General features: G+C 29.8%; 22 protein-coding genes, 5 tRNA genes and 3 other annotated features. Of the genes, 2 read left to right on the top strand and 25 right to left on the bottom strand.

Features of this window, described 5'->3' with window-relative positions:
* The first annotated feature begins 2 nt into the window (after window positions 1-2).
* Complete coding sequence (locus tag ACFIJ5_RS04615; RefSeq protein ID WP_379804352.1) at window positions 3-887, top strand: hypothetical protein; 885 nt, start codon at window positions 3-5, stop codon at window positions 885-887.
* A gap of 149 nt (window positions 888-1,036) precedes the next feature.
* Here ACFIJ5_RS04615 and ACFIJ5_RS04610 read toward each other — a convergent pair whose 3' ends face one another.
* The 12 genes from ACFIJ5_RS04610 to ytxC all read right to left on the bottom strand — a co-directional run bounded on the left by ACFIJ5_RS04610 (window position 1,037) and on the right by ytxC (window position 14,365).
* A complete protein-coding gene (locus tag ACFIJ5_RS04610) occupies window positions 1,037-2,176 on the bottom strand; it encodes an aminotransferase class V-fold PLP-dependent enzyme (RefSeq protein WP_379804350.1) in 1,140 nt (379 codons plus the stop codon).
* A gap of 167 nt (window positions 2,177-2,343) precedes the next feature.
* Window positions 2,344-2,940 carry a cell division protein ZapA gene (locus ACFIJ5_RS04605; protein WP_379804348.1) on the bottom strand — a complete coding sequence of 199 codons (597 nt, stop codon included), beginning with the start codon at window positions 2,938-2,940 and terminating at the stop codon, window positions 2,344-2,346.
* A 190-nt stretch (window positions 2,941-3,130) separates the two neighbouring features.
* On the bottom strand, window positions 3,131-5,509 hold the full coding sequence (gene pheT / locus ACFIJ5_RS04600) for a phenylalanine--tRNA ligase subunit beta (protein ID WP_379804345.1): 2,379 nt from the start codon (window positions 5,507-5,509) through the stop codon (window positions 3,131-3,133).
* 61 nt (window positions 5,510-5,570) lie between these two features.
* On the bottom strand, window positions 5,571-6,590 hold the full coding sequence (gene pheS / locus ACFIJ5_RS04595) for a phenylalanine--tRNA ligase subunit alpha (protein WP_379804342.1): 1,020 nt from the start codon (window positions 6,588-6,590) through the stop codon (window positions 5,571-5,573).
* A gap of 71 nt (window positions 6,591-6,661) precedes the next feature.
* Window positions 6,662-6,873: a binding site (T-box leader), on the bottom strand.
* A 78-nt stretch (window positions 6,874-6,951) separates the two neighbouring features.
* Window positions 6,952-7,737: a TrmH family RNA methyltransferase gene (locus ACFIJ5_RS04590; RefSeq protein WP_379809534.1), complete on the bottom strand. Its 786-nt coding sequence runs from the start codon at window positions 7,735-7,737 to the stop codon at window positions 6,952-6,954.
* Window positions 7,738-7,760: 23 nt separating this feature from the next.
* Window positions 7,761-8,420 (bottom strand): potassium channel family protein, encoded by a 660-nt coding sequence (locus ACFIJ5_RS04585; protein WP_379804339.1) that lies wholly within the window; start codon window positions 8,418-8,420, stop codon window positions 7,761-7,763.
* 11 nt (window positions 8,421-8,431) lie between these two features.
* Window positions 8,432-9,775, bottom strand: a complete 1,344-nt coding sequence (locus ACFIJ5_RS04580) for a TrkH family potassium uptake protein (protein WP_379804337.1) — start codon at window positions 9,773-9,775, stop codon at window positions 8,432-8,434.
* Between the two features lie 109 nt (window positions 9,776-9,884).
* A complete protein-coding gene (gene rplT / locus ACFIJ5_RS04575; RefSeq protein WP_379804335.1) occupies window positions 9,885-10,244 on the bottom strand; it encodes a 50S ribosomal protein L20 in 360 nt (119 codons plus the stop codon).
* A gap of 26 nt (window positions 10,245-10,270) precedes the next feature.
* Complete coding sequence (gene rpmI, locus ACFIJ5_RS04570) at window positions 10,271-10,468, bottom strand: 50S ribosomal protein L35 (protein WP_379804333.1); 198 nt, start codon at window positions 10,466-10,468, stop codon at window positions 10,271-10,273.
* A gap of 19 nt (window positions 10,469-10,487) precedes the next feature.
* On the bottom strand, window positions 10,488-11,018 hold the full coding sequence (infC, locus tag ACFIJ5_RS04565; protein WP_379804331.1) for a translation initiation factor IF-3: 531 nt from the start codon (window positions 11,016-11,018) through the stop codon (window positions 10,488-10,490).
* A gap of 12 nt (window positions 11,019-11,030) precedes the next feature.
* Window positions 11,031-11,143: a sequence feature (ribosomal protein L20 leader region), on the bottom strand.
* A gap of 61 nt (window positions 11,144-11,204) precedes the next feature.
* Window positions 11,205-13,118, bottom strand: coding sequence for a threonine--tRNA ligase (gene thrS, locus ACFIJ5_RS04560; protein ID WP_379804328.1), 1,914 nt, complete (start codon window positions 13,116-13,118; stop codon window positions 11,205-11,207).
* Window positions 13,119-13,177: 59 nt separating this feature from the next.
* Window positions 13,178-13,402: a binding site (T-box leader), on the bottom strand.
* 66 nt (window positions 13,403-13,468) lie between these two features.
* Window positions 13,469-14,365, bottom strand: coding sequence for a putative sporulation protein YtxC (gene ytxC, locus ACFIJ5_RS04555; protein WP_379804326.1), 897 nt, complete (start codon window positions 14,363-14,365; stop codon window positions 13,469-13,471).
* A gap of 137 nt (window positions 14,366-14,502) precedes the next feature.
* On the opposite strand from ytxC, the gene ACFIJ5_RS04550 reads away from it, so the two are divergent.
* On the top strand, window positions 14,503-15,207 hold the full coding sequence (locus ACFIJ5_RS04550) for a DUF6873 family GME fold protein (RefSeq protein ID WP_379804323.1): 705 nt from the start codon (window positions 14,503-14,505) through the stop codon (window positions 15,205-15,207).
* 192 nt (window positions 15,208-15,399) lie between these two features.
* Here the strand turns inward: ACFIJ5_RS04550 and ACFIJ5_RS04545 are convergent.
* The 13 genes from ACFIJ5_RS04545 to ACFIJ5_RS04485 form a co-directional block, all read right to left on the bottom strand.
* A tRNA-Cys gene (locus tag ACFIJ5_RS04545) sits at window positions 15,400-15,473 on the bottom strand.
* A gap of 9 nt (window positions 15,474-15,482) precedes the next feature.
* Window positions 15,483-15,558, bottom strand: a tRNA-Gly gene (locus ACFIJ5_RS04540).
* Between the two features lie 4 nt (window positions 15,559-15,562).
* A tRNA-Phe gene (locus ACFIJ5_RS04535) sits at window positions 15,563-15,638 on the bottom strand.
* 3 nt (window positions 15,639-15,641) lie between these two features.
* Window positions 15,642-15,718 (bottom strand) — tRNA-Asp (locus ACFIJ5_RS04530).
* Window positions 15,719-15,725: 7 nt separating this feature from the next.
* Window positions 15,726-15,801 (bottom strand) — tRNA-Val (locus ACFIJ5_RS04525).
* A gap of 552 nt (window positions 15,802-16,353) precedes the next feature.
* Entirely contained in the window at window positions 16,354-17,238 is an 885-nt protein-coding gene (hslO, locus tag ACFIJ5_RS04520) for an Hsp33 family molecular chaperone HslO (protein ID WP_379804320.1), read from the bottom strand.
* Between the two features lie 309 nt (window positions 17,239-17,547).
* A complete protein-coding gene (locus ACFIJ5_RS04515) occupies window positions 17,548-18,285 on the bottom strand; it encodes a class I SAM-dependent DNA methyltransferase (protein WP_379804317.1) in 738 nt (245 codons plus the stop codon).
* Between the two features lie 84 nt (window positions 18,286-18,369).
* Window positions 18,370-18,633 (bottom strand): small, acid-soluble spore protein, alpha/beta type, encoded by a 264-nt coding sequence (locus tag ACFIJ5_RS04510; protein WP_379804314.1) that lies wholly within the window; start codon window positions 18,631-18,633, stop codon window positions 18,370-18,372.
* A gap of 589 nt (window positions 18,634-19,222) precedes the next feature.
* Window positions 19,223-20,185 (bottom strand): ABC transporter ATP-binding protein, encoded by a 963-nt coding sequence (locus ACFIJ5_RS04505; RefSeq protein WP_379804312.1) that lies wholly within the window; start codon window positions 20,183-20,185, stop codon window positions 19,223-19,225.
* The gene (locus ACFIJ5_RS04500; RefSeq protein ID WP_379804309.1) at window positions 20,185-21,204 is read right to left on the bottom strand and encodes an ABC transporter ATP-binding protein; all 1,020 of its coding nucleotides are present in this window, start codon (window positions 21,202-21,204) and stop codon (window positions 20,185-20,187) included. The genes ACFIJ5_RS04505 and ACFIJ5_RS04500 overlap by 1 nt, the downstream gene beginning before the upstream one ends.
* A 13-nt stretch (window positions 21,205-21,217) precedes the next feature.
* A complete protein-coding gene (locus ACFIJ5_RS04495) occupies window positions 21,218-22,072 on the bottom strand; it encodes an ABC transporter permease (protein WP_379809532.1) in 855 nt (284 codons plus the stop codon).
* A gap of 74 nt (window positions 22,073-22,146) precedes the next feature.
* Window positions 22,147-23,082, bottom strand: a complete 936-nt coding sequence (locus ACFIJ5_RS04490) for an ABC transporter permease (protein WP_379804306.1) — start codon at window positions 23,080-23,082, stop codon at window positions 22,147-22,149.
* A gap of 75 nt (window positions 23,083-23,157) precedes the next feature.
* A complete protein-coding gene (locus ACFIJ5_RS04485) occupies window positions 23,158-24,846 on the bottom strand; it encodes a peptide ABC transporter substrate-binding protein (RefSeq protein WP_379804304.1) in 1,689 nt (562 codons plus the stop codon).
* Between the last annotated feature and the right edge of the window lie 459 nt (window positions 24,847-25,305).

The raw sequence follows: 25,305 nt of genomic DNA, 5'->3' as shown, positions 1-25,305 counted from the left end.
CTATGGCTATAGATCGCCCTATAAAATTTGGAACCGGCGAAGGTGAAATTCCTTACGAAGAGCCAATAAACGTAGTAGCAGTTCAAGTTCCTATGGTTTACGATGAATGTAAACAGGAACACTGTGTAAGAGACACAAATTTAATCAATTATCTTGAAGGATTAGATACAACATCCTTAGAATATGAAGACCAAGAAGTTCATAATCATCTACTTTTACCTAACAGATATCTTACTTTTGATATCACACCAACTAGAATAATAACTACTGAACTAGACAATTTAAAAGTAACTAGTATACAATATCTTCCTTGTCCTGAAACAAATTTTAATTGTGTTAAAATAAATTACGATTTAGAGTATACTTCATACGTATTATTTGATTATACTGATCCTACTGGTCCACGTACTGTTTTAGGTGTCATACCTCAAAGTTTAACTAATTTGACAAAGACAGTTAAATTGTATTGCCCTAAAAAAGGAGTTCAAGGCTCTACACGAAATGGTGATACTTCAGTTTTACATCAACCAACAATAAAAGTTCTTATTGATAATTTCAGTGTAAATCTTGATCCTGCATCAATACCAGCAAATGTAGATGTTTCAGGTGCCGGTTATAATTGGCCAACAATCACATGGCCAGCTGATTTTAGTTTTGTTAATGCACCAAATGCTCATCCAGCTATATATTTCTTAACACCTTGTTATCAATTAATAATAAAATCTGAATATGATGTTCAATTATTAGTTCCTACATATGGAACTTATGTAGGTAAAAAACAATGCGAACATTGTACAGATGAAGACCCTTGTGAAGATTTCTTTGAAAATCCTCCTACTCCTACACCATATCCGGATCTAGATTTTGATAATTTTGATCCTGATTAAAATCATAAAAACAAAACCGATAATTATTCAGGCTGTTGACAAAATTTGTCAACAGCCTAGTTATATATATAAAGGGAAAAGTTAACTTTAAAATAAAAATCAAACAATAATACTAGCTTTCTCCTTTCCTAGAAAGCTAGTATCACTTGTCACTTATCACTTATCACTTTCTTAATGGTTTCTACAAAATACTCAATATCACCAAAACTATTAAAATATCCTGGACTTACCCTCACCGTCCCCATATTTTCAGTACCAATAATTTTATGAATTAAAGGAGCACAATGATATCCTGTTCTCACCGCTATACCCTTAGAATTTAAATAATATCCTACATCTGAACTATCCATATTATCTATATTGAAAGAAATCACTGCTGTTCTTTTAGAAATATTAAAATCACCATATAATTTTATAAAAGACACTTTTTTTAATTCCATCCATAAATATTCCGTAAGCTCTTTTTCATGCTTTCTTATGTTTTCTATTCCTATTTTTCTTATAAACTTAACTCCTTCACATAATCCTGCAATACCTGGAGTATTAAGGGTCCCACTTTCAAATTTATCTGGCATAAAATTTGGTTGTTCCAATAAGTGAGAATCACTTCCTGTTCCCCCTAATTTAAATTTACCTATTTCTACATTTTCACTAATATATAATCCTCCAGTTCCTTGAGGTCCTAACAATCCCTTATGTCCTGGGAAAGCTAAAATATCGATATTACACTTCTCAATATCTACATCTATAACACCAGCACTTTGTGCCGCATCTACTATAAACAATATTCCATACTTTTTTGCTATTTTTCCAATACACTCTATATTTTGTATTGTACCTATTACATTAGATGCATGATTTATTATAATAGCTTTAGTATTTTTCTTTATAGAATTTTCTATTTCTTTTAGATTTATATATCCTCTTTTATCCACCCTTAATAAGGTAACCTCCGTACCTTTATTTTTTAAATAATTTAAAGGTCTTAACACTGAATTATGCTCTATCGTAGTACTTATTACATGATCATTTTTCTTTAACGTTCCCATTAAAGCTATATTTAATCCTTCTGTTGTATTATTGGTAAAAATAATGTTAAATGCGTTTTGTATATTAAATATTTTACTTACTTCTTCTCTAGTTTCCATAATTTTACCGTCAGCTTTTATAGCCATATTATGAGAACTTCTTCCTGGATTTGCACTATAATTTTTCATACAATTTAAAACTTCATCATATACACATTGTGGTTTTGGAAAAGAAGTAGCTGCGTTATCTAAATATATCATCTTTAAAAATCACTCCTAAATCTCTGTATAAAGTTAGTATATGAAATTATTCAGATTTTGTTAACTCATACTTATTTTGAAATCATTAAAAATAGTTTAATTTCAAATATAAAAACTCATATATTTGCTGTACATAAAAATAAAACTGCTTGCATACACAAGCAGTTTTACTTTACCTTTTTTACAGGAATATTTAAATTTTTCTTAGCTTTAGCTAAATCGATTTGATTCTCCATAAGTTTATTTTCTAAATCTATAATTCTATATTTAGATGACTTAACTTCAAATCTTAATTCCTTATTTTCTCTCTTTAACTTATTTCTATCTTCTAGATAGCTATTAGCACTTTCTTCCAACAAAGTTACTTGATCTTTTAAATTTTCTATTATTTGATCTTTATTTTTTATTTCTTCTTGAGTACCATTACTATCAAGTTTATTCTTAAGTTCTTCATTATATTGTTCTAAATTTTTTATTTGTTTTTTTAAATAATCCACTTGTTCTTTAAGGTGAGATTCGTTTTTATCATATTCTTTTACTTTTGCAAGCAATTCATCTTGCTTCATATAAAACTTAAACATATCATCTGCAATATTTAAAGCAGTAAGTATCGCTGAATCACAGACACTTAATTTTTTATTATTATCCATTAAGTTTTTCATTTTTTTATCTACATAACCAGCTACTTTATGTAAATACTCTTCACATTCTTCACCTTTTAAATTGTACTCAAATCCATTTATATTAATAGTTATAACATTCATATAAACACCCTCTTAGATAAATTGAAAGTTAGCTTCAGCAAGAATTTCTACTTCATCTGAAGATTAGCCCAAATAATCCAATAGCTTATAGCTATAGAATAATTTCAGCAAACAAAATTATCCATGTTTATTATATTGTATCATACATTTGCAATATATAAAATATAAATTCAGGTGTTCGTACAAATTTTTATCTTAATTGAGCTCCTAATTTGTATTCAAGTGCTCTAAGTATTTTGTCGTGTACCTTATTAACTTCTTTATCTGTTAATGTTTTATTTTCTTTTCTATAAATTAAAGCATAAGCTACGCTCTTCTTGCCTTCAGGTATTTGTTTTCCTTGATATACATCAAACAACTTATAGCTCTCTACCATATTTCCACCTTGTTTTTTAATTATATCTTCAATATCCTGTACTAATATATTTTCATCTATTAATACTGCTAAATCCCTTGTTACTGCTGGAAATTTTGGTAGAGGTTTATATTTTCTTTCTAAAGTTGCATGTTCAAATAATACATCTAAATCAAGCTCAGCAATATAACATCTTTCATCTATTCCAAAGTTTTCAGCAACATCTGGATGAATTTCTCCAAGTACACCCACATAATCTTTTCTTATATATAATGCAGCTGTTTTTCCTGGATGGAATGTAGGATTTTCATTTTCACGTTTAAATGACATTTTTTCTATTCCTAATACTTCGAATACATTTTCCACAATACCTTTTAAATCAAAATAATCTACATTACCATACATGCCAATTGTAAGAATATTTTTCTCTTCTGGAAGTTGATTTTCGTCATCTCTTTTAATATATACTTTACCAATTTCAAATAATCTAGCTAATTCATTACTTCTTGTATAATTTCTTGCTAAAGATTCCATCATTGAAGCTAATGTTGTAGTTCTCATTATACTATAATCTTCACCTAATGGATTTTTTATAACAACTGTTTTTCTTCTTTCATCATTCTCAGGAATTAAAACTTTGTCAAATATTTTTGGACTTACAAAAGAATAACTAATAGACTGATTAAGTCCACTACTAATTAATCCTTCTATTATTTTATCTTCTAATTTTTGTTTTCTATTTTTTCCTCCCTTTGTACTTTCACAATATGGAAGTGTTGAAGGAACATTATTATATCCATAGATTCTAGCAATTTCTTCAGCTACATCTTCTTTTATGTTTACATCACATCTAAAAGTAGGTACAGTAATTACTAAGTTATCTCCATTTATTTCTGTGTTTAATTCTAATCTTTCAAGATATTCTTTCATGATTCCTTTATCAATATCAATACCTAAAAATTTATTTATCCATTTGTAGTCTACTTCTAATGTATGAGGCTCATTTTTTTCATTATATACATCTATAGTATCTTTCATTACATCTCCAGCACCTAATTCTTGAATTAGATGACAAGCTCTATTCATTGCCATTTCCACTAAATTAGGATCTAAATCTTTTTCGAATTTAGAAGATGCTTCAGTTCTTAATCCTAATTTTTTAGAAGAATTTCTGATATTAACACCCTCAAAATTAGCACATTCAAATATTATTTCTGTTGTATCTTCTTTAACTTCTGAATTTAATCCACCCATTATTCCTGCAAGAGCAACAGTTCTATTTCCATCTTTTATACATAATATATCACTAGTTAATTTTCTTTTCTCATCATCTAATGTAGTAAATTCTTCATTATCTTGTGCTTTTTCAACTATGATAGTATTACTTTCTATATCTCTTCTATCAAAAGCATGCATTGGCTGACCTAGTTCAAGCATAACAAAATTAGTAATATCTACTATATTGTTTATTGGTCTAACACCTGCTTCTAATAATCTCTCTTGCATCCAACTTGGTGAAGGTTCTATCTTTACATTCTTAATACCTCTAGCCATGTATCTTCTACATAACTTATCTCTAACTTCTACATTTAAACTATCATTTATATTTTCATTGCATTTTACATCATAGTCTAAAGTTGGCTTTTTATAATTTTTACCTAAAGTTGCAGCAGTTTCTCTTGCTAATCCTATAATACTAAAACAATCAGGTCTGTTTGAAGTAATTTCAAAATCTATTATTGCACTAGTCATATCTACTACTTCTTTTATATCTTTACCTGCTGGAGTATCTTGTGGTAATATCATAAGACCATAAACAGGCTCATCACCTGCTATTCCTAATTCTTCTTCTGAACAAAACATTCCATTTGAAGCTACTCCCCTTAATTTACCTTTTTTAATTTTAAGTCCCCCATTTAATGTTGAACCATGAAGTGCTGTTGGAACTACATCCTGTTCTTTCATATTTGTTGCTGCTGTTACAATTTGAATAGGTTCATCTTTTCCTATATCTACTTGACATATTGATAATTTATCTGCATCTGGATGCTTTACTATTTTTACTATTTTACCTGTTACAACTTTAGTTATTTCATCACCTTTAACTACAACCTCTTCAACTTTAGAACCTGACATAGTTAATTTATCTGCTAATTCTTTTGGTGAAATATCTATATCAACATAATCTTTAAGCCATTTTACTGGTAATAACATCATTCATACCTCCTGTTATAATAAAAATTTTTACTATCTTTGTACATAATAAATAACTATATTAAAATTGATTTAAGAATTTCATATCACTTTCATATAAAAGTCTAATATCATCTATTCCGTATTTAAGCATAACCATTCTATCAAGACCAAATCCAAAAGCAAATCCACTATATACTTCAGGATCTATTCCACAATTTCTTAGAACTTGTGGGTGAACCATTCCACATCCTAAAATTTCTATCCAACCACTGTTTTTGCATACTTTACATCCCTTTCCACCGCATACAAAACAAGTTGCGTCCATTTCTGCTGAAGGTTCAGTAAATGGAAAGTGGTGTGGTCTAAATTTTGTTTCCATTTTATCTCCAAACATTTTTTTAACAAAAGTTTCTAATGTACCTTTTAAATCTGCAAAAGTAATTCCCTTGTCTACAACAAGACCTTCCATTTGATAAAATATTGGTGAATGTGTAGCATCTAAGTCATCTGAACGATATACTTTTCCTGGAGATATCATTTTTATTGGTGGTTTTTGATTTTCCATAGTTCTTATTTGTATTGGAGAAGTTTGAGTTCTCAAAACCACATTATCGTTTATGTAAAAAGTATCTTGTTCCCCTCTAGCTGGATGATCTTTTGGTATATTTAAGGCTTCAAAATTATAATAATCAAGTTCTACTTCTGGACCTTCTTCTATAGAAAATCCCATTGATATAAAAATATTTTTCATTTGCTCTAATGTTAAATCAAGAGGATGTCTCTTACCAACTGTTTGTTTTCTTCCAGGCATTGATATGTCAATTACTTCTTTTTGTAATCTATCTTGTTTTTCCTTACTCTTTATTTCTTCTGACGCATCGCCTATAGCTTTTTCTAAATATTGTCTTACTTCATTAGCAAGTTTTCCAACTACTGGCCTTTCCTCTTTTGATAGTTTTCCCATACCTCTCAATATTTGAGTTAATTCACCTTTTTTTCCTAAAAATTTTACTCTTATACCATCAAGTTCAGCTATACTTACCGCTTTTTCCAACTGTTCTAAAGCAGCATTCTTAATAAGTTCTAATTTTTCTCTCATTATTCTTTCTCCTTTCTTATTTTTGTAAGGATCTATTATTATTTCAAAAAATAAAAAAATCGCCCTCTTAATAAAGGGACGAAGTGTATCCGCGGTACCACCCTACTTGGTTTAAAAACCCTCTCAATACTATAACGGATTTCATCCGCTAATTGTTACTAAATATTTCACAATTAGAACTCCAGAGTGAACTTCAACATAAAAATTTCTTAAAAAGCTCTCAGTCCTTGACTTTTTTCCCTGTAAGAATTCTTATACCTACTCTCTCTATCATCGTTTATGTATTAAATTATAAAATTTCATAATCTATTAAAGATTATACTCATAATTTACAGCAAGTTCAAGAAAATATAATCACATTTTATATATTTTTATTGATGTTTTGTCTTAAAGTCTCATACATCATTACTGATGCTGCTACTGCTGCATTTAATGATTCTGTCCCACCTGGCATAGGTATTTTAACTTTTATATCACTTAATTGTAATATATCTGTACTTATACCATTACCTTCATTTCCAACTGCTAATATTACATTTTCTTTTAAACTCACATCATAGAAGTCTTCACTTTCACTATCTAAATAACTAGCAACTAATTTAAATCCTTCAGTTTTTAACTTTCTAATTGTTGATAAATCCTTATCCTCTATCACTGGTATATTAAATATAGAACCCATAGTTGAACGTAAAGTTTTATCATTATACACATCTACAGTTCCTTTTGTTATGATTACACCAGCAGCTCCACTAGCATGAGCTGTTCGTATTATAGTACCCATATTTCCTGGATCCTGTATTTTATCTGCTAATATATAGAATCCATTTTGTTTTTTCAAGTTATTTTCCTTATTTGCAACTACAGCCACTACACCTTGTGGATTATCTGTATTACTTATAACTTTTAAAACATTTTCAGAAACAATAAACCTTTTAGTATTATTTAAATCCAAATTTTTATAGACATTCTCCCATTTTTCCTTTACATTTTCACAAATAAATACATATTTTACATTAGAATTAGACTTCAATGCTTCATGTACAAATCTAAATCCTTCTACTAAAAATGTTTTACTTTTAACCCTGTGTTTTTTTTCTTTTAATTTCTTAATTTCTTTTATTAGAGAATTATCTTTGCTAGTTATTATTTCCAATTTACCTGCACCTCATATTATCTAATAGTATTTTCAAGTCTGTTTAAATCTTCAATACTTCCTATAGCTACAATTACATCTCCTTCTTCTATTACCTCTTCTGCTGAAGGAGCTATATCAATATAACTTGGCTTTTTAATTGCCATAACATTTATTCCATATGTAGATCTTACATCTATTTGTTTTAAATTTTTACCATGCCAGTCTTTTGGACTTGCTATTTCTGCAATACTGTATTCAGAAGATAATTCAATGTAATCTAAAATATTGGACGATACTAAATTGTGTGCTACTCGTACTCCCATATCTCTTTCTGGAAATACTACTTTGTCAGCACCTATTTTATATAATACTTTTGCATGTAATTTATTGTTAGCCTTTGCAATTATGTGCTTAACTCCTAACTCTTTAGCTAAAAGAGTTGCCATAATGCTAGCTTGCATTTTCGATCCTATACTTATAACTGCTACATCAAAATTTTGTACTCCTATTGCCTTTAAATTATTTTCATCAGTAACATCTGCTTGAACAGCATGAGTTACTCTATTTGCTATACTTTGAACTACATCTTCATCAGAGTCTACTGCTAAAACATCATGACCAAGATTATACAGTGTTTCAGCAACAGAAGTACCAAATCTTCCAAGTCCTATAATAATAAACTGTTTTTTATTCATCTCAAACACCTCTACCCAACTAGTATTTTATCTTCAGGATATTTTATAGAAGAAGCTTTTTTTCTCTTATTCTTAGCTAAAGCTAATGCTAATGTAAGAGGACCCACTCTTCCTGCATACATAGTAAGTGCAATAACTATTTTTCCTATAGCACTCAATTTAGGTGTAAGTCCTAAAGTTAGTCCTACAGTTCCAAAAGCTGAAGTAGCTTCATATATTAAATATTCAAATGGGGCTCCATTCTCTGTAATTGATAAAATCATTGTTACTGTAACTACTAATCCTACACTCATAACTACTATAGAAAAAGCTCTATAAATAATATCTTTGTTAATTCTTCTTTTGAATATTTCAGTTTCATCTTTACCCCTTATTACAGAAACAACTGTCATAAGTAAAACCCCTGCTGTAGCAGTTTTTATACCACCTGCTGTTGAACCAGGAGAGCCTCCTATGAACATTAATATCATAGTCAAAAATTTTCCTGCTGTAGTCATATCGCTAGTAGATATAGAATTAAATCCTGCTGTTCTTGGAGTAACAGCTGCAAAAAATGATGATAATATTTTTTCACCTACGTTTTTATCTTTAATAGTACCTGGATTATTAATTTCAAATAAAAACATCAAAATTGCTCCACCAACTATTAAAAACACAGTCATAGTTATTACAAATTTAGAATGAAGTGATAATCTTTTTATTTTCTTATAGTTATATATTTCTGACCATACATAAAATCCTAAACCTCCAACTATAACAAGTGCTGATATAGTAAGCATAATAACAGCATTATTTGAATAAGGTACTAAACTATTTCCTGTAAGATCAAACCCTGCATTACAAAATGCTGATATAGAATGGAATATACTATAATATATTCCTTTTGATATGCCATATTGTGGTATAAACTGTGTTGATAAAAGCAATGCTCCCATGGCCTGTGTTAAAAATGTAAAAGTTAATATATATCTAGCCATTTTGACAAGACCTTGAAGTGAAAAAGAATTCATAGCCTCTTGCATTACTAATCTTTCTTTCAAAGTTATTCTCTTACCTAAAATTAATGAAAACATAGTTGCAAAAGCCATAAAACCAAGTCCACCTATTTCTATAAGAACCATAATAACTGTCTTACCAAAGTAACTCCAGTGGACACTAGTATTTAATGTAATTAGCCCTGTTACACATACTGCTGACGTAGACGTGAAAATACAATCGATAAATGGCGTTCTTGTTCCGCTGCGTGAAGCTACAGGCAAACTTAATAAAATAGAACCTATAACAATAACTGCTGCAAACCCTAACGCTAGTATTTGTACTGGTGTAAATTTTCTTTTTTCTCTTATTACAGCCAAATATATCACCTCATTTCTGAGTCTCAATAATATAAGTATAATTATACCATCTAATATAGCTTTGTCAAAATTAAAATAAAAAATGCGACTTTATGCCGCATTTTTTTATTTATGCATTTAATTGTTCTTTTGCAATTTCAACTAAGTTAGAGAATGCTTTTGCATCATTGATAGCTATTTCTGAAAGCATTTTTCTGTTCATATCAATGCCAGCTAACTTTATTCCATTTATAAATTTTGAATATGAAAGTCCGTTCATTCTTGCTGCTGCATTTATTCTAGCTATCCATAATTTTCTGTAATCTCTTTTCTTTAATTTTCTTCCTTTATAAGCATCTCTTAATGCTCTCATTACTGCTTCATTAGCAACTTTGAATAATTTACTTCTTGATCCATAATAACCTTTTGCAAGTTTCAATACTTTTTTATGTTTTTTACGAGCATTAACAGCTCTTTTTACTCTTGCCACCTTAAAAACCTCCTTTTAGCTCTTACTTATACGTATGGTAATACTTTCTTCATTGTTTTTTCTTGAGCAACTGCAACATATCCTGTTTGTCTAAGATTTCTTTTTCTCTTAGAACTCTTCTTTGTTAATATATGACTCTTAAAGGCTTTAGCTCTCTTCAATTTTCCAGTTCCTGTCTTCTTGAATCTTTTAGCTGCTCCTCTATGGCTTTTCATTTTTGGCATAGCAAAGTCCTCCTCTCAATTATGCTCTTCTTGGAGCTAATATCATTATCATATTTCTACCTTCTAATCTAGGTCTCTTTTCTATAATAGAAACATCCTCTACTTTTTTATAGAAGTTGTCTAATATCTTACGTCCTATATATGAATAGTCCGCTTCTCTCCCTCTAAATCTTACTGTAACTTTAACTTTATTTTCTGCTAATAAAAACTTTCTAGCATTATTAGCTTTAACACCAAGATCATGTTCTTCTATCTTAGCACTTAGTCTAACTTCTTTTATATTAATTACTTTTTGCTTTTTCTTTGCTTCTTTTTCTCTTTTAGCTTGCTCATATATGAATTTTCCATAATCCATTATTCTGCACACTGGTGGTTTAGCATTTGGTGAAATCATAACTAAGTCTAAATCTTTTTCAACTGCAATGTTAAGCGCTTCTCTTGATGATATTATACCTATTTGAGTTCCATCATCTCCAATGACTCTTAATTCACTTGCTCTTATTTCGCCATTTAAAGGGAACTTTTTTTTACCTTTGCTAATAGTATTCACCTCCTAGGGTTATTACATAAAAAAGGACGGCATCACGCCGTCCTCATTTATATCAATGTTTTAAACACATATTACCTTACTAGCAATGCTGTAAGGTGAGAAACGGCTAGTTCCTACTTTTTCACGCACACTATATTCATATCAACACAGCTTATTTTACTATATAACTAATACTTTGTCAATAAACTATAAAGAATTTATTCTATTTTTTATCTCAGCATTTAATTTAGATGTAAATTCATCTAATGACATAGCACCTAAATCCCCATCTTTTCTGCTTCTTACAGCAATTTTTCCTTCTTGCATTTCTTTGTCACCAAGAATTATCATGTAAGGTATTTTATTAAGTTGAGCTTCTCTTATCTTATATCCTATTTTTTCATTTCTAAAGTCAGTTTCTACTCTTATACCTTTTTCCTTTAACATCTTACATATTTCATTTCCATATTCTTCAGTTCTATCAGTAATGTTTAGAATTTTAACTTGTACTGGAGCAAGCCAAGTTGGAAATGCACCTGCATAATGTTCTATAAGTATTCCTATGAATCTCTCAATACTTCCAAATACAACCCTATGAATAGTTACAGGTCTATGTTTTTCTCCATCTTTTCCTATATATGTTAAATCAAATCTTTCTGGTAATTGGAAATCTAATTGTATTGTACCACATTGCCAAGTTCTTCCTATACAATCTCTTAAATGAAAATCTATCTTAGGACCATAGAAAGCACCATCGCCTTCATTTACTTTATAATCAAGTCCTGCTTTTTCTAACGCTGCTCTAAGACCATTTGTAGCAGCTTCCCAATCTTCATCGCTACCCATAGAATTTTCTGGTCTTGTTGATAGCTCTACGAAATACTCAAATCCAAATACTTTGTAAAACTCATCTATAAGCTTTACTACTCCTAAAACTTCATCTGTAATCTGTTCTTTTGTCATAAATATATGAGCATCATCTTGAGTAAAACATCTAACTCTCATAAGTCCATGTAATGCTCCTGAAAGTTCATGTCTATGAACAAGTCCTAATTCCCCTAATCTTAATGGCAAATCTCTATATGAATGCATTTCATCTTTGTATACCAACATAGCACCTGGACAATTCATTGGTTTTATAGCATAATCTTCATTATCTATTTTTGTAAAATACATATTTTCTTTATAATGATCCCAGTGACCTGATTGGTGCCATAATGCTTCATTTAATATTACAGGAGTTTTAATTTCTTGATATCCAGCCTTATTATGAACATCTCTCCAATAATCTTCAAGTATATTTCTAACTACCATTCCCTTTGGATAGAAGAATGGAAATCCTGGTCCTTCTTCATGTATAGCAAATAATCCAAGTTCTTTTCCTAATTTTCTATGATCTCTTTTTTTAGCTTCTTCAAGCATTTTTAAATATTCATCTAATTTACTCTGTTTTGGAAAAGCAGTTCCATATATTCTTTGAAGCATTTTATTTTTTTCATCGCCTCTCCAATACGCTCCTGCTATAGACAATAACTTAATAGATTTAACTTTCTTAGTAGATGGAACATGAGGACCTGCACAAAGATCTACAAAATCACCTTGTTTATAGAAAGATATAACTGCATCGTCTGGTAAATCTTCTATAAGTTCAACTTTATATTCCTCTTCCCTTTCTTTCATATACTTTATAGCTTCTTCTCTTGGAAGTTCAAATCTCTCTAATTTTAAATCTTCTTTTATAATCTTTTTCATTTCTTTTTCAATTTTTTCTAAATGTTCTGGTGTAAAAGTAAAATCTACATCAAAATCATAATAAAATCCATTGTCAATAGCTGGTCCTATAGCAAGCTTGGCATTTGGATACAATCTTTTTACTGCTTGCGCTAATATATGAGAACCTGTATGTCTCAATGTCCATCTTCCATCTTCATCATCAAAAGTCAATATTTCCAAATTACAATCTTCATTTATTTCAGTCATAAGTTCTGCCTTTTGACCATTTACTCTAGCACCAAAAGCCTTTTTATATAACGCTGGACTAATCTTCATAGCAATGTCACTAACTTTGGTTTGCTTTTCAACCTCAATAATTTTTCCATCTTTTAATGTAACTTTAACCATATTTTTTCCTCCTTATCATATAATATTATATATTAACAAAAAAATAATACCCTTCCCATATATGGGACGAGTATATCGTGGTTCCACCCAAATTGATAATAAGATATAATAATCCTATTACCCCCTTGATATCCTTAACGCTGATCAGCGGAAATGCCTACTTAACTTTCAACATTCTACTCAAAGGTAGTTTTCGATAACACTTGAACAAAGAACTTTACAGCCTATGAGTTCTTTTCTCTTACAACAGTAATTTACCTACTCTTCCTTATCAATGTATTTATTACTACATAAATTTTTCTAAATGTTAAGACATAGTATATTACTTTCATTTTAAAATGTCAATATATTTAATGACTTTTATTTAATTTTATTTTACACATCTTACATCCTTTGCATATTTTAACTCTTTTCCCAAACACATTTTTTATTGTATTTATAAATTCTTTATTATTTGTATTTTCTTCTCCATGAATTATTATATTACTAGGTGAATTAGTAACAAGTCCGCTCATAATCAAATCATCTACACTTACCATATCATTTTCATTTTCTTGTGATATATTTTCCACTAGTTGCTTTATAATATCTTTTTCATTATTATCTTGTATCACATACTCACCATTAGGTTTTATTATGATATTTACAGTTTCAATTTTACTTTCTTGAATATCCACAAAGTACTTAAGAAGTTTTATAAATTCATTATATTCTTTCTCTACCATATATTTTTCCACTATTTTATCAATTATTTCTTGAAACTTATATTTCATTTCCTTCATTCTAAAAGTAATGAATCCATCTATATTAATTTCATCATTTTGCTGTAAAAATTCAATTATATTCTTTTTTATTTCATTTTTTCGGTTAATACAATAAATTATATTTTCATCAGTTATCTCACAATCATTAATCAATATATTTAAAATTTTATCTTTTATATCCTGTGTCTCATCACTTTTTAGGAAAAAATAAGTATCACATAAAAATCCATCAACTTCTTTTTCGTAAAACTCATAAACCATTGTATTGTATATTACATTAGCCACATGTATATTTAATATTTCTTTTTCTCTATCACTAATATCATCATTTCTAGAAAAAATTTTTATAAAATACATTCCATCCAACGAGCTGTCATATATCCCCAAATCAATATTTTTACTTTTTAAATTCTTAATTATATTATCTAATTCACTCACTAATTCTTTTTTTAATTTTTTATATGTAATTGTTAGCAATAGCACAACATATCACTCCTCTACAAACTAGTGGCACATATACAGCTATTAAGATTTTTAATAATAACTTTTTTATGATAATATAAGTTATACGTTTATATTTTACAAAATCAATACATTTATGTATGAAAAGGTGATTTTTTATGAAAAATTTTGTAATTGTCGATTCTAGAATTGATATGATAGAAAAAAATTCTTTACTAAAACTAGGTTATAAAGTGCTTTATTGCCCAATATGTTCTAACTTGTATGATGCTGTATGTGGTCATCCTGACATGCTTATACACATTATAGATAATAAAAATATAATGGTTCATAAAGACATGGACATTTCATTTACTAATAAATTAAAACTCTTAGGTTATAACATTTTATATTCTAACTATTCTCTTCAATCTAAATATCCTAAAGATATATCATTAAATGCAGTAAATTTAAAGCATATATTTATGCACTATATTATGCATACAGATCCTATTCTATTACAATATATGAATAATAAAAAAATATTAAATGTAAATCAAGGATATACGAAATGTTCTACAGCTATTGTTAGTAATAGTGCTATTATTACTAGTGATTCTGGAATATACAATACTCTTAAAAATGAAAATATTGACATGTTATTACTTCCTCCTGGAGATATCATTCTTCCTGGTTTAAATTATGGGTTTATAGGAGGAACATGTGGACTTTTGGATAAGAATACTTTAGCATTTTATGGTGACCTAAATTATTATACTTATGGAAAAGAAGTTTTGCATTTCTTAAAAAAACATAATGTAAAACCTGTTTTTTTAAGAAAAGGACCTTTAGTGGATAGAGGAAGTATTTTGAGGCTACCGTAAAATGAAAGTATAAAGTTAAAAGATTAAAGTTGAAATAAGGATAGCTTTCTGTTTTTGCAGAAAGCTTTTAAAAATATATTTTTAAATTTTCCCAAGCAAAGCTTCAGAAAATTATCCTTATTTGCTCTTTTTACTTTATACTTTATTTAAATTTATGCAAAATAAAAAGACTACAAAATGTAGTCTTTTTATTGGAGGCGCCACCCAGATTTGAACTGGGGGTAAAGGCTTTGCAGGCCTCTGCCTTACCACTTGGCCATAGCGCCATATTAAATTGGAGCGGAAGACGGGACTCGAACCCGCGACGTCCACCTTGGCAAGGTGGCGCTCTACCAGCTGAGCCACTCCCGCATGCTGGTGGCTGGACCAGGAATCGAACCAGGGACACGAGGATTTTCAGTCCTCTGCTCTACCGACTGAGCTATCCAGCCATATGGCGACCCAGAAGGGGTTCGAACCCTCGACCTCCGGCGTGACAGGCCGGCACTCTAACCAACTGAGCCACTGGGCCATATACGTGGTGGGCACAACAGGGCTCGAACCTGTGACCCCCTGCTTGTAAGGCAGATGCTCTCCCAGCTGAGCTATGCGCCCACGTATACTAAATCGCCATGTTGTATCACATACTTCCGTGAACAACTTGCATAATTATAATACACAATTACCTCATAAATGTCAACCTTAAATTAATTATTTTTTCTTTAATAGTTTTGATTTTATAGTATTATCTCATATTATCTCTTTTTTTCTAATTCATCGTATTTAATATATTCCATTCATACTGTTATATCGATTGACATATGGTAGTGGTCAGTTATATTTACCTATATTATTATGTATATTCAAAAACCACTTTACCCGTGACAACTTTGTATGATTAAGAATTAATAATTAAAAATGAATAATAAATAATGAAGGTTGATTTTTGCTTCAGCAAAAATCTTTAATCATATATTAGTTATTTTGCCCTAAGGCAAAATTTCCTTTATTATTAATTATTCATTATTAACTCAACTTTCGCAGTAAAAAAATACTCCTTAGCGAAGGGAAATGATATCTTGCGTAAGAAACATTTGAACAAAGTTTACAAGTTCTAAGCAAGATATCATTTACCGTAGAGGCTATTTTTCATCTGCAAAAGTTGAGTTACTTATCAATAGACTCTAAAAGTTTTCCTATTTGTTCATGAGTAAACTCATATTTTTTATTACAAAACTCACATACAAGTTCTTCTGACTTACCATCCTCATAGATTTCTTTTAAATCTTTACTTCCAATACTAATTAAAGCTCTTTCAACTTTTTCTCTAGAACAATCACATCTATATTCAGGTTTAATTTCTTCTAATATTTTTAAATCCATTTCTTCAAAAATATATTCTAATATTTGTTCAATTGTTTTCCCATCAGAAATCATTTTAGTTATTGGTGGAATTTCTTGCAATCTATATGTAAGCAAATCTGCTAAAAGTTCTTCAGCATCAGGCATCATTTGTATTATGAATCCGCCTGCAGCCTTTATACTTAAATCTTTATCTACCAAAACTCCAGCTCCTACTGCTGATGGAGTTTGTTCTGAAACGGTAAAATAATATGCAAGATCATCTCCTACTTCACCTGTATAAATAGGTACTTGACCTATATATGGTTCTTTAAGTCCCATATCCCTAATAACTGTTAAATCTCCATTCCTACCTATAGCACCCCCAACATCTAACTTACCCTTAGCATTTGCTGGCAAGTCAACATTAGGATTTCCTATATATCCTTTTACATGAGCATCTGCATATGAAGTTACTACTATTCCCCTTGCTGGTCCTCCTCCTGATATTTTAAGAGTTAATGTATCTTTTTCACTTTTCAACATAGTTCCCATTAAACTTCCAACAGTAATCATTCTTCCTAAAGCTGCAGCTGCTGTAGGTGCACACTTGTGAATTTTAACACTTTCATCTACCAATTCTGTTGTTATTGCTGCTATTATTCTTATTTGACCATTCTTAGCCGTTGCCTTTACTAATTTATCAGCCATCACGTACCCCTCCTAAATTAATAATTACTTTCTCAACTTTCACAGGACAAAAATACTGCCTAGCGAAGGAAAATGATATATTGCGTAAGAAACATTTAAAATCAATTAAGAATTAATAATTAAAAATGAATAATGAAGGTTGATTTTTGCTTTAGCAAAAATCTTTAATTATATTAGTTATTTTGCCCTAAGGCAAAATTTCCTTTATTACTAATTATTCATTATTAACTATTAATTATCTTTAAAGTAAAAAGTTTATAATCAAGATATTACTTTCCATAACGGCATTCTTCACCTACGAAATTTGAATTACTTTTTAATTATGTACACAATTCTCTCCGTGTTTTCACTAATATGTTTTGTTTCATAATTATTTAATTTACACACAATATCAAAACCTATTTTTTTCAATAGTTTTTCTATATATTCCTGCTTATATGCTCTTTCTCTGTGATATTCATCAAATCTTTCGTATACTTGTCCATTTTTAATAAAGAAAGTAAGGTACATATTTACAATATCATCCTCCAAAACATTTTCCCATGAATAAAAAACATCATCACTATCGTATGTAAATATATTATTTCCTAAAACTTGTGTCAATTTATAATATGAATTAATATCAAACACAAACAGACCATTATCCTTTAATGTATTATATACTTTATAAAAATAATTTTCTAATTTCTTTTTTTCAACTAAATAATTTGTAGAATCCAAGCAACATGTTATCAAATCAAATTTTCTGTTTAAATCTAATTCACTTAAATCTTGACATACAAATTTTGCTTTTATGCCATCTTTTCTAAGCTTATCTTGTGCTTCCATTAACATATCACTTGATAAATCTACACCCCATATATGCTTGAAATACCTACCTATCTCTTTTGTTATATTGCCAGTACCACAGGCCAAATCTAAGTATTCTTGCCTTTCTATATTCATTTCATCACAGATATTCAATATAATTTTAGCCCATCTTCTGTAATCAACATCTTCATTTATCAAACTATCATAAATATGTGCAAAATCTTTATAGCATTCCATAAAAGCCGTCCCCTTTTAAAATTATTCTAAAACTTTACATATAAAAATGATATATATTATAACGTAACAAGTCAATAGAAAAATCTACTTATTATCTTCTTGTTGTCTTAATATTTCTTCATTTTTAGGTATATTTAATATCTTCTTTCTTTTAGTCATTATACCTCCTATTCGTCCAGTTTCTTCAGCACTTAATGCACCCCAACCACATTTATCCACCTTATCTTTAAGACCTAATTCTTCAGCAATTTCATATTTAATTTTTTCTCTTAATTTTTCAAGTTCTGTAAGTTCTCTTTTAGATTTTATTTTAGATTTTATAACTTTTTTAAGTGGTGTCTTCCCCATAAATGACCCTCCTAATAATAAAAAGTATAGAGTTTAGAGTATAAAGTATAAATGTGGATGTTTTTCTTTCAGAAAAACTTTCATTATTTCTACTTTGCACTTTATACTTTTTACTTTTTTCTAGTTTATATATACTATTTTTAACCCAATCCCCTTATTATATTCATTATATAAACATAAATTAATTTCACTTATTTACATATAATTTTTATGGAGTATCACCTTATAAATCTTCTTTAACTAAATATTTTGCCTTTGTATAGCAAAATAAATCGGTACTAAATCAACTCACTTTCACAGTAAAAATACTGTCTAGCGAAGGAAAATGATATATTGCGTAAGAAACATTTGAACAAAGTTTACAAGTTCTTAGCTTTACGAATTTGAAAAAAGTTATTTTTTAATTACTGATTCCTACGGAATATTAATTTAAAAATCTTTTTTTCAATATGAGTAAAGCTTAGAACTTGTTACTGAAGTGAAAGGTTTCTAAGCAAGATATCATTTCCCGTAGCGGCTATTTTTCACCTGCGAAAGTTGAATTATAAAAAAAGCAAAGGGACATTCATTTAAGAATATCCCTTTGTTTTTATACTAAATGACACGCAACAAAGTGGTCTTTTTCAATTTCTTTAAATTCAGGAGTTTTCTCTTTGCATATAGGTTTAGCATATCTACATCTAGCTGCAAATTTACATCCTGGTTTTGGATTAATTGGACTTGGGACTTCACCTTCAAGTTTAATTCTCTTTTTAGTCCTTTCAATTTCAGGATCTGGAACTGGGATTGCTGAAAGTAAAGCTTGAGTATATGGATGCAGTGGTTTATCATATAAAACATGACTACTTGCAAGTTCAACCATTGATCCTAAATACATAACACCAACTCTATCTGAAATATGCTTAACCATTGAAAGGTCATGAGCAATAAATAAGTATGTTAGACCCAACTCTTGTTGTAACTTTATAAGCAAATTAACTACCTGAGCTTGAATAGATACATCAAGTGCAGAAATAGGTTCATCACAAACTATAAATTCTGGTTCTATAGCAAGTGCTCTAGCTATTCCTATTCTTTGCCTTTGTCCACCTGAAAACTCATGTGCAAATCTTGATGCATGCTCTTTATTCAATCCTACAATTTCCAATAAATTATATATTCTATCCGTTCTTTCTTGTCCTGAATATAATCCATGGATATCTATTCCTTCTCCTACTATATCTCCAACTGTCATTCTTGGATTTAGTGATGCATATGGATCTTGGAATATCATTTGAGCTCTTCTAGTAAATTTTTTCTTTTCACTTTTATTTAATTTATGGATATCTATACCATCAAACATTACTTCTCCACCTGTAGCTTTATACATTCCCATAACTGTTCTACCACAAGTTGTTTTACCACAGCCTGATTCTCCAACTAATCCTAAAGTTTCACCTTTTCTTATAAAGAAGCTTACATCATCTACCGCTTTTAATGTAGCATTAGGACCTACTTTAAAATACTTCTTTAAGTTCTTTACTTCTATTAAAACTTTTGCATCCTTCTTCATTATTCAACACCTCCTGCTTTTATAGGGCCTTCAACCTTTGGTGCAAGTGGATGTTGAAGCCAACATGATACTTCATGAGTATCACTTAATTTTGTAATTGGAGGCATTTGTTCTTTACATATTTGCATACAGCACTCACATCTTGCTGCAAAAGGACATCCAACAGGAGGTTTTAAAAGATCTGGTGGAGTTCCTCTTAAAGAATAAAGTTCAGCTTTATTACCTGTATGCAATCTTGGTACTGATTTCAAAAGAGCCCAAGTATATGGATGTTTTCCTTCATAGAATATTTCATCCTTTGTACCTCTTTCTATAATTTGACCAGCATACATAACTTGAATTCTATGAGCAACGTCTGCAACAACTCCTAAATCATGTGTAACTAATATAACTCCAGTACCTAATTTTTCTTGTAAATCTTTAATAAGGTCCATAATTTGTGCTTGAATTGTAACATCAAGTGCTGTTGTCGGTTCATCTGCTATAAGAATTTTAGGATTACATGCTAAAGCTATAGCTATCATAGCTCTTTGTCTCATACCACCTGAAAATTCATGAGGATATTCTCCAGCTCTTTTCTCAGCATTTGGTATATTAACTAAGTCAAGCATTTTAACTGCTTCTTTAAATGCTTCTTGTTTACCCATTCCTCTGTGTATCTGTAAGCTTTCAGAAATTTGTCTTCCTACTGTCATAGTTGGATTAAGAGATGTCATAGGATCTTGGAAAATCATACTTATGTCTGATCCTCTTAAATCTCTAAGTTCCCTTTCAGACATTTTCGTTACATCTTTTCCATTAAAATTTATAACTGAACCTTCTTTTATTTCTGCTGGTGGTTCTGGTAATAATTTCATAATAGATTTTGAAGTTACTGTTTTTCCACAACCAGATTCTCCAACCACTGCTAATGTTTCTGCTTTATTTAAATGAAAACTAACTCCTCTTACTGCTTGTACTTCCCCTGCATAAGTGTGAAATGAAACTCTTAAATCTTTTATATCTAGTATCTTTTCCATAATTATTCCTCCCTTACTGACGTAATTTTGGATCTAGTGCATCTCTGAGACCATCACCTAATAAGTTAAATGACAGCATAGTTAAACTTATCATTAAAGATGGGAAGAACAACTCATGAGGATAGAACATTAAGTTCTGTTGAGCTGCTGATGCCAAAGCACCCCAGCTTGTATCTGGTGATTGAACTCCTAGTCCTAAGTAACTTAAAAATGCTTCTGCAAATATATATCCAGGAACAGCAAATGTTACTTCTACTATTATTATACCTAAAGTATTTGGAATTAAGTGTTTAGCAATTATTCTTGATGGACTACCGCCAAGAGTTTGAGCTGCTAATACATATTCTTGTTCTTTTATCTGTAAAAGTTGTCCTCTTACAAGTCTAGCCATATAGCACCAGCCTGTTATTGCCATTGCTATAATTATAGATCCCATACCTTTTCCAACTATTAAAGAAATCAAAATAACAACTATTAAATAAGGAATACTTACCAATACTTCTATTATTCTCATCATTATATCATCAACAATGCCTCCGAAATATCCAGCTACTCCTCCATAAATACATCCAACAACAACTTCAATAAGTGTAGCCAAAATTCCAATAATCATCGACACTCTTCCGCCCTTCCAGACTCTGGCGAATACGTCTCTGCCTAATTCATCTGTACCAAACCAATGTTGTGCAGTTGGTGTTTGATTTATTATTGAAGAATTAGTAGCTTCGAAACTATATTTTGTCAAATATGGTCCAATAACTGTCATAACTCCTATGACAATCAATAATATCAAAGATACAATAGCAACTTTATTTTGTTTAAGTCTTCTCCATGCATCTTGCCAATATGTCATATTGGGTCTTAGTATCTCTTCGGCATCAGCATTTTAACATCCAATAATCTGAAATTTTTCCTTAGATAAATCAGCCATATCTTCCCCTCCTATTTACTTTCTCCAGAAATTCTAATTCTAGGATCAACTAAGCTATATAATATATCAACAATTAATAATGCAAATATGAATAATGCTGCAATAAATATAGTTTGTCCCATTACCATAGTATAATCTCTATCATTAATTGAACTTACTAAATTAAATCCTAGTCCTGGAATAGCAAAAATATTTTCAATAACAAATGAACCAACAAAAATACCAGCTATTTGAGGTCCTAAAATTGTTATTGCAGGAAGTATCGCATTTCTAATAACATGTTTCCATACTAATGATATTTTATTAACACCTTTAGCTTTCGCTGTTAAAATATAATCTTGTCCTAAAACGTCTAATACACTGGCTCTCATATACCTTGCATAAGTTGCAATAGAACCAAAGCTCAACGCGATTGATGGTAATACAGTGTGTTTAAATGTTCCCCAACCAGTAGTTGGAAACCATTGATGTTTTACAGTAAAGAAATATTGAAATACAGAAGCAAGCACAAAGCTTGGTACTGATATACCTACTATTGCAATAAACATAACAATAAAATCTGGCCATCTATTTCTATTAAATGCAGCTATAATTCCTAAAAAAACACCTATACAAAATCCCATAGCAATAGCTTGTATCCCTAATCTACCTGAAACTGGTGAAAATTTCTTGATAGTATCAGTAACACCCCTACCTGGGTATGCTAATGATTCTCCAAAATCTCCATGTAATACTAAGTTTTTCATAAAATGACCATATTGTACTATGACCGGTTGATCCAAACCATATTTAGCATAATAGTTTGCTTTTATTTGTTCTGGTAAATTCCTTGCCATTGATGCTAGCGGATCCCCTGGAATTACATGAACAAGCATAAAAGTTATTGTTGTGACTATCCAGAGTGTTACTAACATATAGCCTATTCTTTTTAAAATATACTTAAACATTCTTCATCCCCCTCCACTTATTATAAAATAACTATACTACAGCAGAGCATAAAGCTCCGCTGCAATTAATAAACTTTATTGATTTCTTCCTGCAGTGTATGCATATTTAAGTTCCATTGTACCAAATAAAGGAGTCATTACATCTTTAACATATTTATATCTGTATGTATTTTTCTTTCTATATTCTGTTGGTGCAATAGCTGCCTCATCATATATTAGAATTTTTTCTGCTTCCTTATAATATTTCAATCTTTCTTTTTCATCTAAAGTATTTTGAGCTTTTTTAACCAATTCATCATACTTCTTATTTGACCAACCTGTTGTAACTACATTAGCACCAGTCATCCACATATCAAAGAATGTATTAGGATCATTATAGTCTCCAGTCCATGCTGCACCAGCTATTTGATAATCCAATTCTTTTTCTCTTTTTTGGAACACTGGCCATTTAACATATTCAGCTTTTATATTAACTCCTAAAGTTTTCTTATACATTTGTTGTGTATATTCTGCATATGTTCTGAACCATTGATCTGTTCCTGAGCAAAGATAAGTAATTGTAACTTTACTTGGATCCGGATCCATTCCAACCTCTTTTAATCCTTTTTTCAATAATTCTTTTGGATCTGGATTTTCTTCTTTTAACTTTTTAAGTGGTTCTTCATTAACTAATTTTCTGTATTCTTTTCCATTTAATTGTAATGATGGTGGACACCAACCATAACCAGCTTCAAAAATTCCGTGGAATATTGTATCGGCCATGTCTTCTCTTGTTATTGCCAATGAAAATGCTTTTCTTATATTTGCATTACTAAATAATTTATCTTTTGTATTAAAAAATGTATAGTTTGTTGATGGCTCATAACCTTTTACAATATCAAATTTACCTGTTTTGTCAAATCTTTGAATCCATTCTGGCTTAGAAACTGCAGCCATATCCAATTGTCCATTTGATAATGAATTATATTTAGCACTTGGATCACTTATTATTTTATAACTTACCTTTTGTAACTTAACTTTATCTTTATCCCAATACTTATCATTTTTCTCAAGTGTAATTTCACTATTATGTGCCCATCCAGTTAACTTAAATGGTCCACAAGATACCATTGTATTAGCTTCTGTACCATATCTATCTCCTGATTTTTCAACTATATCTTTTCTTTGAGGATGCATTACTTTAAAATATGTTAAATCCAAGAAATATGGGCATGGTTGTTTAAGAGTTACTTGTAATGTTTTATCATCTAAAGCTTTTACTCCTAATGCATCGCCTGAAACTTTTCCTGAATTATATTCTTCTGCATTTTTTATTGGTGTTAACAAGAATGCATAAGGTGAACCTGTTTTTTGATCTAAAGTTCTCTTTATTCCATATTCAAAATCTTTTGCTGTAACTGTTTTTCCATCGCTCCAATTATAATCTCTTAAATGGAATGTCCATACTGTAGCATTTTCATTATGTTCCCACTTTTCTGCACCTGCAGGTTTTATTACATCTTTTCCATCTTTATCTTGTTCTATTCTTGTTAATCCTTCCATCATTTCATTAAGTACTTCTGAAGAATACCTATCAGATGACTTTGATGCATCTAATGTTTTTGGCTCAACCAAAACCATATTTAGATATTGTTCTTTGTCTTCCTGTGCTTGTCCATTTGCTGAACTTGACTTAGCATCTTCAGACTTACCACAACCTACTAGTGCAGATGAACTAATTACACCAATAGTTAGTAATAGTGCTAACATTTTTTTACTTTTCACTTTTAACTTCCCCCTTTAATTTCTTTTATCTTTATCTTTATTTTTGATATTTTATAATATCTCTTATTTGTTGATCATTTAATTTTTCTAACGTTAAAATATTTATATTCTATGTGATGATGGGGCTAATACCATCACTATATAATCTTACTATATACTATTCAACTTTTTTTCCCTATTTCCTTCTAAATTTTCATAATTTTTTAAAAAAGTCACAATTTTTAGTTAATTTATATTACGCACTGTAGTATATTGTATAAATATCTATTTTTATATTGTATATGAAACTTAGATAAAACTAAATTGTAATTATACACTTTTTAAATTTAAAAAACTATTTAGAAATTTGAATGTTCATGGTATTTATATTTCATTTTTAATATATTATCATAGTTTTTTTTCATTGTCAAATTAGCATACTGCCATTTAGAGTTGTGTAGCTTCAATTTGTACATATTT

Origin of the sequence: Haloimpatiens myeolchijeotgali (assembly GCF_042688525.2) — a bacterium.
In the GTDB taxonomy this organism is placed as follows: domain Bacteria; phylum Bacillota; class Clostridia; order Clostridiales; family Clostridiaceae; genus Haloimpatiens.
Note: the sequence above shows the minus strand (reverse complement) of the source record. Positions and strands in the feature narration are given on the sequence as shown.